The following is an 8350-nucleotide window of genomic DNA, read 5'->3' as shown; positions in this document are numbered from 1 at the left end:
CCTTTCATCCGTTGCAGACTTGCAACCGAAGCTGTTTTGGTCTCCGCTTGTTACAGGATGGACTCGGAAGGAAACCGGTGACCACAGCAGTGACCACGCGACGCTCGGCTCGGAAAGCCAAGGGCGACGGCCACATGCGGCGGGCGGAAATCCTCGAGGCCGCCGAACGGATTTTCGTCGCCGAGGGCTATGAGGGCGCGACGATTCGCAAGATCGCCGACGAGGTCGGCGTCTCGTCGACCGCGCTCTACATGCACTTTCCCGACAAGAGCGGCATCCTCCTGGAGATCTGCCAGGCGACGATCCGCCAGCTCCTGGAGCGCAACGCCGAGATCGCCGCCAAGCCGATGGATGCGGTCAATCGCGTCAAGCTGATGCTCGAAACCTACATGCTCTGGGGCTTCGACCATCCCAACGCCTACGAACTGGTGTTCTCCAATATCGGCCGCCTGCCGCCCAACATCGGCGAGGAGGAGATGACCGCCGACCTGGGATCGCAGTGCTACGATGTGTTCTCGGGCGTGGTCCGTGAGATCGCCGCCGAAGGGCGGCTGCGCACCGGCGCGGCCGATTCCGCCGCCCAGGCGCTGTGGGCCTCGTGCCATGGCGTGGTGATGCTGGGCATAACCCGTCCGAAGTTCGCCTGGGCGCCGCGCGAGGAGCTGATTGCGGTCACGCTCGACGCCCTGCTGCATGGGCTTGTGATCGACTAGCTTCGGCCGGAGTTCCGGGCCGGGATGCAAGCGAGGGGCGGCATGCGGAAGATCGAGGCCAGGACGCTGGCGTCCATCGAAGACTACCGGCTGGTCGATGCGCCCGGCCCCGAGCCCCAGGCCGGCGAGGTGCTGATTAAGATCGCCGCCTGCGGCGTCGGCTATGTCGATGCGCTGGTCGCCCTGGGCCGATATCAGGTCAAGCCGCCGCTGCCGCACACGCCGGGACAGGAAATCGCCGGCCGAGTCCTGGAGGTCGGGGCCGGTACCGAAGGGATCGAGATCGGCGACCGAGTGATGGCCACCGTTCGCGGCGGCTTCGCCGAGAGGGCGACCGCGCCCGCCGCGGTGGTGCGCAAGATTCCCGACCGTATGGCCTTCGGGCAGGCGGCCGGATTTCACATCAACTACGTCACGGCCTTGCACGGGTTGGACGACCGGGCGGCCCTGAAGGCCGGAGAGACCGTGCTGGTTCTGGGCGCGGCTGGCGGATTGGGCGCCGCGGCGGTGCAGGTCGCCCGGTTGATGGGCGCCAGGGTGGTCGCAGCGGCCTCGACCGAGGAAAAGCGGGCCTTCTGCCGCGACTTGGGCGCCGATGAGGTCCTGGACACCGAGGTCGAGGGCTGGCGCGATCGGCTCAAGGCCGCATGCGGCGGACGCGGGCCGGACGTGGTGTTCGATCCGGTCTGCGGCCCGTTGTTCGAGCCGGCCTTCCGCTCGCTGAGCTGGCGCGGGCGCCATCTGGTTCTGGGCTTCGTGGGCGGACCGATTCCCAGCCTGCCGACCAATCTGCCGCTGATGAAGGGCGCTGCCCTGGTCGGGGTGGACGTGCGCCAGTTCCTGCTGTTCGAGCCCGAGCTGGGCCGGGCCCATCTGGACCGGCTGTTGGGCTGGGCGGCGGAGGGGCGGCTCTCCCCGCCGGTGGGCCGGACCTTTGCGCTGGAGGATTTCGCCGGGGCCCTGACCTTCGCCCTTTCGGGCCAAGGCTTGGGCAAGACGGTATTGGAGGTCGCCGAGCTTTCCTGAGCGGCTCAGGGATTGGGGATCGGCGTATTGCTGGCCGCGATCGGCAACTGGCCCGATGCGACCGATCCGGCATAGGAGCCGTAGGCGCCGCGCTTGAGATCGGCGCTGAGGGTGATCGGGGCCGAGCCGCCGCCCAGCCGCGCGCGATAGACCTGCATGCCCTCCATGACCCGCATCACGTAGTTGCGGGTTTCCGAGAACGGGATGCACTCGATGAAGTCGATGGGATCGGTCGCCGCCCCGCGGGGATCGCCGCAGAAGGTCACCCACTGAGGCGGGCGGCCGGGGCCGGCGTTGTAGGCGGCTATGGCCATCGGGTAGGAACCGGAGAAGTTGCTGATCTGGTGGCCGAGGAAGGCCTGGCCAAGCTGCATGTTGTAGTCGGCGTCGTAGAGCATCGAGGCCTGGTAGCTCATGCCCAGGCCGCGGGCGACGCTGGCGGCGGTGGCGGGCAGAAGCTGCATCATGCCGCGCGCATCAGCGCCCGAGCGCACCGACGGATCGAAGCCGCTTTCCTGGCGGGTGATGCCCAGGGTGAGCGCCAGTTCGGGCGCGCCGGAGACGGCGGGCGGATTGCGGGTCGGATAGCCGCGCTCAGGCAGGATGAAGCCTCGCTGGGCGGCGCCGCGGACCACCTTCATCGAGGTGTCCTGGTCGCCGTAGCCGCGCACCAGGTCGACCAGCAGCGCCTGTTCCTCGAGCGTCGGCAGCACGTCGTCGAGCGCCAGGGCGAAGGTCTTGAAGAGATTTCGCTCGCCGATGTCGTAGAGCAGCCGCATGGCCCGCACCGTCTCGCGCGCCTCGAACCGGGCGCGGTCGGCTTCGGTAAGCTGAGGGTCCGAACCGAGGATCAGCTTGCGGCCCAGCTTCTCGGCGGCGAGCTGGCCGTAGAAGGTCGTATAGTACTCCGCGCCCTGGGCGTAGAAGCCTTGAGCGGCCGTCTGGTCGCCGCGGGCCTCGGCGCTGCGGCCCAGCCAGTAGAGGGCGCGGCCGCGGGTGATCGGCGACTGGCCGATCTTTTCGAGGTTGGCGAAGTGGACGGCGGCCTTCTTCGGGTCCTTGAGGCGCGTCAGCGCAATCCAGCCGGCATAGAATTCGGCGTCGGCGGCCGGGCCGCCGGAGGTCAGGCCGCTGTTGGCCGCGGCCGTATAGGCGCCGGCGGAGTCGCCGTTCTTCAGGGCGAAGAGGATCAGGCGGTAGCGTTCGGCCCAGATGCGATCGGCCATGTCGCCGTGCGCCACGTCGGCGGGGAAGCCTGGCACATTGGCCAGGGCCAGTGTCTCAAGATTGCGCTGGCGATAGTAGCTGGCGCGTTCGAAGGCGACGCCCGGGTGGCGCGCCAGGGCGCCGGGCAGGGCCGAGGCCTGGTCGTTCGCACTGGCTGCGCCCGAACGGAAGGCCATCCGGACCTGGGCGAGCTGGAGCTGGTCGGGGGCAAGGAGGGGCAACATCTCGCGCGCTGCCGGCCCTTGGGCGCCGTAAAGCAGGATGTCGGCGCGGCGGGCGTGGTCGTCCGCGGTCAGCCAGGTTCCAAACCGGGCCAGCATGGCGCGCTGCGGCCCGACCTCGAAGATCTTGTCGCGCCAGGTGCGGCGGATGAGATCCTGCGCTTCCTTCTGGCGGCCGGTCGCCTGCCAGGCGCTGGCCAGGGCCATGGCGCCCTCGGCGGTCTGGGGCTCGCCGCCGCCGAACCAGGCGATGATCTGGGCCGGACTCTGGCCTGAGGTCTCCAGCAGCTTCTCGGCGGCGATCTGACGGCGTGCGCCTCGCGGCCAGCCGGCGAGGTCGCGGCGAGCCTGGTCCACCTCGAAGAACGACAGGGAGTCCGCGGCCGCATCGACCAGCGCCCACGTAGCCAGTTTGCGCGCGACCGGGTCGGCGAGGGCGGCGATGGCGGCGCGCGCATTGGTCACGTCGCCGCGGCGCGCTGCGCCCAGGGCCGAGCCGAGGGTCGCCGCGTCGGTCTGCGAGAGCATGTGCGAAGCGGCGGCGGGCGGTGTCTGGGTCAGTTCGATCGGTCGCGGCCCCTCCGAGAAGGGGCGATAGGGCCCTTGCGCCGGCGCGCCCTGAGTCGGGGCCTGCGCGCCGGCCATCGAGGCGAGCAGGGTGATCGAGGCGGTGGTCAGAAACGCTTTACGGGCCTTGGAAGCCAAGGTGACGAACTCCAGTCGAAACGATGTTGCAGCGCAGGGCCGCGCCGCCATATTGTCCGCCCAAATCTTGAGGCCGCAACAACTGGCCTCGCTTTCACGGCTTTTTGCAGACCATGTCAGATTCCTTGTTCAAGGGCGTGATGCCTGCCCTCGTCACTCCGTTCCGCGACGGGGCCGTGGACGAGAAAGCCTTTGTCGCCCTGGTCGAGCGCCAGATCGCCGGCGGCGTCCACGGCGTCGTGCCCGTGGGAACCACCGGGGAGACCGCGACCCTGTCGCACGACGAGCATCGGCGCGTGGTCGAACTGGCGGTGAAGACCGCGGCCGGCCGCGTGCCGGTGATCGCCGGCGCGGGCTCCAACTCCACCGAGGAAGCCATAGAGCTGGTCGCCCACGCCAAGGCGATCGGCGCCGACGCCGCCCTGGTGGTGACGCCCTATTACAACCGCCCCAGCCAGGAGGGCCTCTACGCCCACTATGCGGCGATCAACGAAGCGGTGCAGTTGCCGGTGCTGGTCTACAACGTGCCTGGCCGCACGTCGGTGGACATCTCCAACGAGACGCTGGCGCGGCTCTCCAAGCTGCCCAATATCGTCGGGATCAAGGACGCCACCGGCGACATGACCCGCGCCACGGTGCAGCGCCAGTCGTGCGGCGAGGACTGGATTCTGCTCTCCGGCGACGACCTGACCGCGCTCGGCTACATGGCCCATGGCGGGGTCGGCTGCATCTCGGTGACGGCCAATATCGCGCCGGACCTCTGCGCCACCTTCTACAACGCCGCGCTGGGCGACGACTGGAAGACCGCGCTCTACTGGCAGGACCGGTTGTTCCGCCTCCACAGGTCGCTGTTCTCGGACGCCTCGCCCGCGCCGACCAAGTTCGCCCTGGCGCATCTGGGCCTTTGCCTGGAGGATGCGCGCCTGCCCATCGTTCCGGCTTCGGAGGCCTCGCGGGCCGAGGTGCTGGCGGCGATGAGGGAGGCCGGCGTCCTCTGATGAGCGTGATCTAGTGGCCGGCAAGACCATCGCCGAGAACCGCCGCGCGCGGTACGACTACTTCCTCGAAGAGCCCTTCGAGGCGGGCCTGGTCCTGACCGGATCGGAGGTCAAGTCGCTGCGCACCGGTCGCGCCAACATCGCTGAATCCTACGTCTCGGTGGAGGGCGACGAGGTGGTGTTGATCAACGCCGACATCCCGCCCTTCGCCCAGGCCAACCGTTTCAACCACGAGCCGAGACGGCATCGGAAACTGCTGCTGCACCGCAAGCAGCTCGACCGGCTGATCGGGGCGGTGCAGCGCGAAGGCCGCACGATCATCCCGACCAAGCTCTATTGGAGCGACAAGGGGCTGGCCAAGCTGGAGATCGCTGTGGCCAAGGGCAAGAAGCTGCACGACAAGCGCGAGGCGACCGCCGAACGCGACTGGCAGCGCGACAAGGCCCGGCTGCTGCGTGACAAGGGCTGACGTCGAAGCGATCGAACGGGCCACCGTTGCGGCGGTCGCCCCGCAGGCGGCGTTGGAGATCGGCGGTTGGCTGGTCGCGCTCGACCCGGGGACCATTCGGCGCGCCGCCAGCGCGGCGCCGCTCAGCCGTGATCTGGCGGCCGATCCGGCGACTTTCGACGCCATAGAGGCGGCCTATGAGGCGCACGGGCGGGCGCCTGCCTTCCGCATCGCCGATGTTCCCGGCCTGGAGGACGTGCGCACCGAACTGGCGCGGCGAGGCTATCGTCCCGAGCAGCTGACCCTGGTGAAGGTCGGCGCGGCTGCTGGCATGATCGCGGCGGCCCGAGGTGAGCCGGCTTTGACAGCCGAGGCGCCGGGCGAGGGCTGGGCGGCGGTCTTCACCAGCGAGGGCTTCGATCCGGTCGACGGCGCCAGCCGCGTGGCCGCCCTGACGCGCTCGCCGGACGCGGTCTATGGCGCGATCGCGCAGGGCGCCGACGTCCTGGCGGTCGGCGCGGCGGCCTTCGGCCACGGCTGGGCCAGCGTGCACGGCATGCGCACTCGGGCGACGCGGCGAGGCGAGGGCCTGGCCGGCCGGGTGCTGGCGGGTCTGGCCCTGGCCGCCCAGGCGCGCGGGATCGAGCGGGTCTTCCTGCAGGTGGAGGAGGGCAACGCCGGCGCCCGCAGCCTCTATCGGCGCGCGGGATTCGAAGCGGCGTGGCGGTATTTCTATTGGAGTCGGAGCTAGGCCTCGACCAGTTCGCGGGCGCGGCGGAACACCGCTTCGAACATTTCGGCGGTCAGGCGGCCGGTGTTCGTGTTAAGGCGCGAGCAGTGGTAGCTGTTGAGGATCACATAGGGGCCGGCCTGGAATTCGGTCCCATGGCCGGGCGGACCGGCCGAAGCCTTGAGCCCGATGGCCTTCAATACGTTGCGCCGCGAGACATCGCCCAGGGTGACGATGACCTTGAGGTTCGGCAGGTCCTTCAGCCGCTGGGTCAGGAAGGGGCGGCAGGTCGCCTCTTCGCTGGTCTCGGGCTTGTTGCCGGGCGGGGCGCAGCGCACGGCGTTGGTGACCATGCAGTCGGCGAGTTCCAGCCCGTCGTCGGTGCGCGCGTCGAACCTGCCGTTGGCGAAGCCGGTCTTGGTCAGGGTGTCGTAGAGCATCCAGCCGGCATGGTCGCCGGTGAAGGGGCGGCCGGTGCGGTTGGCGCCGGTGCGGCCGGGCGCCAGACCCGCGACGAGCAGGCGCGCGGCCGGGTCTCCGAAAGACGGGGCCGGACCGTTCCACCAGTCGGGATTCTGGGCGGCGTTGGCGGCGCGATAAGCCACCAGCCGCGGGCAGAGCGGGCAGTCGCGGGGCGGCTCGGCGCCCCAGAGTTCGACCGACATCAGTATTCGGCGTCGACGTCTTGGCCGTGCTCGTCGCGGGCGGCGCGGCTTTCCTGGATGAAGCGCGGCAGGCGCGAGGGCCGGCCGATGATATCGGCGAGGTCGGCCAGATCCACGAAGTTGTCGGCCTGGCGGCGCAGGTCGTCGGAGGCCATCGGCGGCTGAGACTTGACGGTGGAGACCACGGTCACGCGCGCGCCCTTGCGCTGCACCGCCTCGACCAGTACGCGGAAATCGCCGTCACCGGAGAACAGCACCAGATGGTCGGCGTTGCTGGCCATTTCCATCATGTCGACGGCGATTTCGACATCCATGTCGCCGCGCCAGCGCTTGCGACCCTGCGCGTCGGTGTATTCGCGCGCCGGCTTGGTCACCAGGCGGAAGCCGTTGTAGTCGAGCCAATCGACCAGCGGGCGGATCGGCGAATACTCCTGATCCTCGACCAGCGCGGTGTAGTAATAGGCGCGCACGAGGACGCCGCGCTTGCGGAACTCTTCCAGCAGCTTGCGATAGTCGATATCGAAGCCGAGCCCCTTGGCCGCGGAGTACAGGTTCGCTCCGTCGATGAAGAGCGCCAGCCTGTCCGTGGGGTAAAAAGTCATGAGTGCGGAAAATCCTGCGAAAATGTCTCTGGGCGTCGTTCCGGACGATGCTGCTGTTGTCGCCTTGGGCGGAAATATGCCTGGCGGCTATGGAACGTCCGAAGCCCTTCTCGAGGCGGCGCTTGCTCGTTTCGCGGCGGCGGGATTGCCCATCCTGCGTCGGTCGTCCTGGTGGCGCTCCGCCGCCTGGCCCGACCCGAGCGCCCAGGAGTATCGCAACGGCGTCGTGCTTGTCGAGGCTCGCCTGGAGCCGCAGGCGCTTATCCGAACATTGTTCACGCTGGAAAACCAGTTCGGACGGGAGCGGAGCGTGCGCAATGCGCCGCGAACGCTGGATCTGGACCTGATCGCCCATGGGCGAATCGTCTCGCAAGCCCCTGAACTGACCCTGCCGCACCCGCGCGCGCACGAGCGACTGTTCGTGATGGGGCCGCTGGCCGAGATCGCGCCGGACTGGCGTCATCCGGTGCTGGGCAGGACTGCGGCGGAGCTGGCGGCCCAGGCGAGCGTGGGGCGCGACGCACGCCCGGCCTGATCTGCCTGCCGCGCGGCATGCGGCGTTGCACAATCGGCAGGAAATCTCTATTTTGTGCGGTTCTACCGCCCCGTTGAGGAATCCATGGCCCGCGTCACCGTCGAAGATTGCGTCGAGAAGGTCCCCAATCGCTTCAGCCTCGTGCTGCTGGCGGCCCATCGCGCCCGCGCCATTTCGGCCGGCGCCCAGTTGATGGTCGATCGCGACAACGACAAGAACCCCGTCGTTTCGCTGCGCGAAATCGCCGACGACGTGGTGGACGCCGAGGAACTGCGGGAAAACCTGATCGGTACGCTGCAACGCGTCGACGAACGCTCGGAAGCCGAGGAAGAGGCTGAAACCCTCGCCCTGCTGGCCGATCCGACCCACATGCAGATGAGCGAGCTGGAACTGGTCCGCGCGCTGCAGAGCGACCGCGACGGCGGCCAGGAGGAGCGGTACTGAGCCCGGACGGCGCAGACCCTCTCACTGTCACGGCGG

The 8350-nt window shown here is 69.0% G+C and carries 10 protein-coding genes; 7 read left to right on the top strand and 3 right to left on the bottom strand.

The window, feature by feature from the left end; genetic code table 11:
* Window positions 1-77: 77 nt before the first annotated feature.
* Both ACE3TL_RS06730 and ACE3TL_RS06725 read left to right on the top strand, forming a co-directional pair.
* A complete protein-coding gene (locus ACE3TL_RS06730; RefSeq protein ID WP_374577955.1) occupies window positions 78-713 on the top strand; it encodes a TetR/AcrR family transcriptional regulator in 636 nt (211 codons plus the stop codon).
* A 42-nt stretch (window positions 714-755) separates the two neighbouring features.
* Window positions 756-1739: an NADPH:quinone oxidoreductase family protein gene (locus ACE3TL_RS06725; RefSeq protein ID WP_374577954.1), complete on the top strand. Its 984-nt coding sequence runs from the start codon at window positions 756-758 to the stop codon at window positions 1737-1739.
* Window positions 1740-1744: 5 nt separating this feature from the next.
* On the opposite strand, the gene ACE3TL_RS06720 is transcribed toward ACE3TL_RS06725, so the two are convergent.
* A complete protein-coding gene (locus ACE3TL_RS06720) occupies window positions 1745-3892 on the bottom strand; it encodes a transglycosylase SLT domain-containing protein (protein WP_374577953.1) in 2148 nt (715 codons plus the stop codon).
* A 113-nt stretch (window positions 3893-4005) separates the two neighbouring features.
* On the opposite strand from ACE3TL_RS06720, the gene dapA reads away from it, so the two are divergent.
* From dapA to ACE3TL_RS06705, 3 genes are read left to right on the top strand one after another with little or no spacing between them, the layout of a single operon-like run.
* The gene (gene dapA, locus ACE3TL_RS06715) at window positions 4006-4890 is read left to right on the top strand and encodes a 4-hydroxy-tetrahydrodipicolinate synthase (protein ID WP_374577952.1); all 885 of its coding nucleotides are present in this window, start codon (window positions 4006-4008) and stop codon (window positions 4888-4890) included.
* Between the two features lie 13 nt (window positions 4891-4903).
* Window positions 4904-5359 carry an SsrA-binding protein SmpB gene (smpB, locus tag ACE3TL_RS06710; RefSeq protein WP_374577951.1) on the top strand — a complete coding sequence of 152 codons (456 nt, stop codon included), beginning with the start codon at window positions 4904-4906 and terminating at the stop codon, window positions 5357-5359.
* The gene (locus ACE3TL_RS06705; protein ID WP_374577950.1) at window positions 5346-6089 is read left to right on the top strand and encodes a GNAT family N-acetyltransferase; all 744 of its coding nucleotides are present in this window, start codon (window positions 5346-5348) and stop codon (window positions 6087-6089) included. The genes smpB and ACE3TL_RS06705 overlap by 14 nt, the downstream gene beginning before the upstream one ends.
* On the opposite strand, the gene ACE3TL_RS06700 is transcribed toward ACE3TL_RS06705, so the two are convergent.
* Together ACE3TL_RS06700 and ACE3TL_RS06695 are read right to left on the bottom strand one after the other, a co-directional pair.
* Window positions 6086-6733 carry a uracil-DNA glycosylase gene (locus ACE3TL_RS06700; RefSeq protein WP_374577949.1) on the bottom strand — a complete coding sequence of 216 codons (648 nt, stop codon included), beginning with the start codon at window positions 6731-6733 and terminating at the stop codon, window positions 6086-6088. The genes ACE3TL_RS06705 and ACE3TL_RS06700 overlap by 4 nt on opposite strands.
* On the bottom strand, window positions 6733-7335 hold the full coding sequence (locus tag ACE3TL_RS06695; protein ID WP_374533324.1) for an NYN domain-containing protein: 603 nt from the start codon (window positions 7333-7335) through the stop codon (window positions 6733-6735). The genes ACE3TL_RS06700 and ACE3TL_RS06695 overlap by 1 nt, the downstream gene beginning before the upstream one ends.
* Between ACE3TL_RS06695 and folK the strand changes: the two genes are divergently transcribed.
* Together folK and rpoZ are read left to right on the top strand one after the other, a co-directional pair.
* A complete protein-coding gene (gene folK, locus ACE3TL_RS06690) occupies window positions 7334-7870 on the top strand; it encodes a 2-amino-4-hydroxy-6-hydroxymethyldihydropteridine diphosphokinase (protein ID WP_374577948.1) in 537 nt (178 codons plus the stop codon). The genes ACE3TL_RS06695 and folK overlap by 2 nt on opposite strands.
* An 84-nt stretch (window positions 7871-7954) precedes the next feature.
* Window positions 7955-8314: a DNA-directed RNA polymerase subunit omega gene (rpoZ, locus tag ACE3TL_RS06685; protein WP_374533322.1), complete on the top strand. Its 360-nt coding sequence runs from the start codon at window positions 7955-7957 to the stop codon at window positions 8312-8314.
* Window positions 8315-8350 lie beyond the last annotated feature (36 nt).

Source organism: Phenylobacterium sp. (genome assembly GCF_041920015.1).
In the GTDB taxonomy this organism is placed as follows: Bacteria; Pseudomonadota; Alphaproteobacteria; order Caulobacterales; family Caulobacteraceae; genus Phenylobacterium.
Note: the sequence above shows the minus strand (reverse complement) of the source record. Positions and strands in the feature narration are given on the sequence as shown.

Bases quoted from the DNA above. Each gene is read 5' to 3' on its own strand.
- dapA (WP_374577952.1), top strand. From the start codon at position 4,006: ATGTCAGATTCCTTGTTCAAGGGCGTGATGCCTGCCCTCGTCACTCCG.
- ACE3TL_RS06725 (WP_374577954.1), top strand. From the start codon at position 756: ATGCGGAAGATCGAGGCCAGGACGCTGGCGTCCATCGAAGACTACCGG.
- ACE3TL_RS06695 (WP_374533324.1), bottom strand. From the start codon at position 7,335: ATGACTTTTTACCCCACGGACAGGCTGGCGCTCTTCATCGACGGAGCG.
- rpoZ (WP_374533322.1), top strand. From the start codon at position 7,955: ATGGCCCGCGTCACCGTCGAAGATTGCGTCGAGAAGGTCCCCAATCGC.
- folK (WP_374577948.1), top strand. From the start codon at position 7,334: ATGAGTGCGGAAAATCCTGCGAAAATGTCTCTGGGCGTCGTTCCGGAC.
- ACE3TL_RS06700 (WP_374577949.1), bottom strand. From the start codon at position 6,733: ATGTCGGTCGAACTCTGGGGCGCCGAGCCGCCCCGCGACTGCCCGCTC.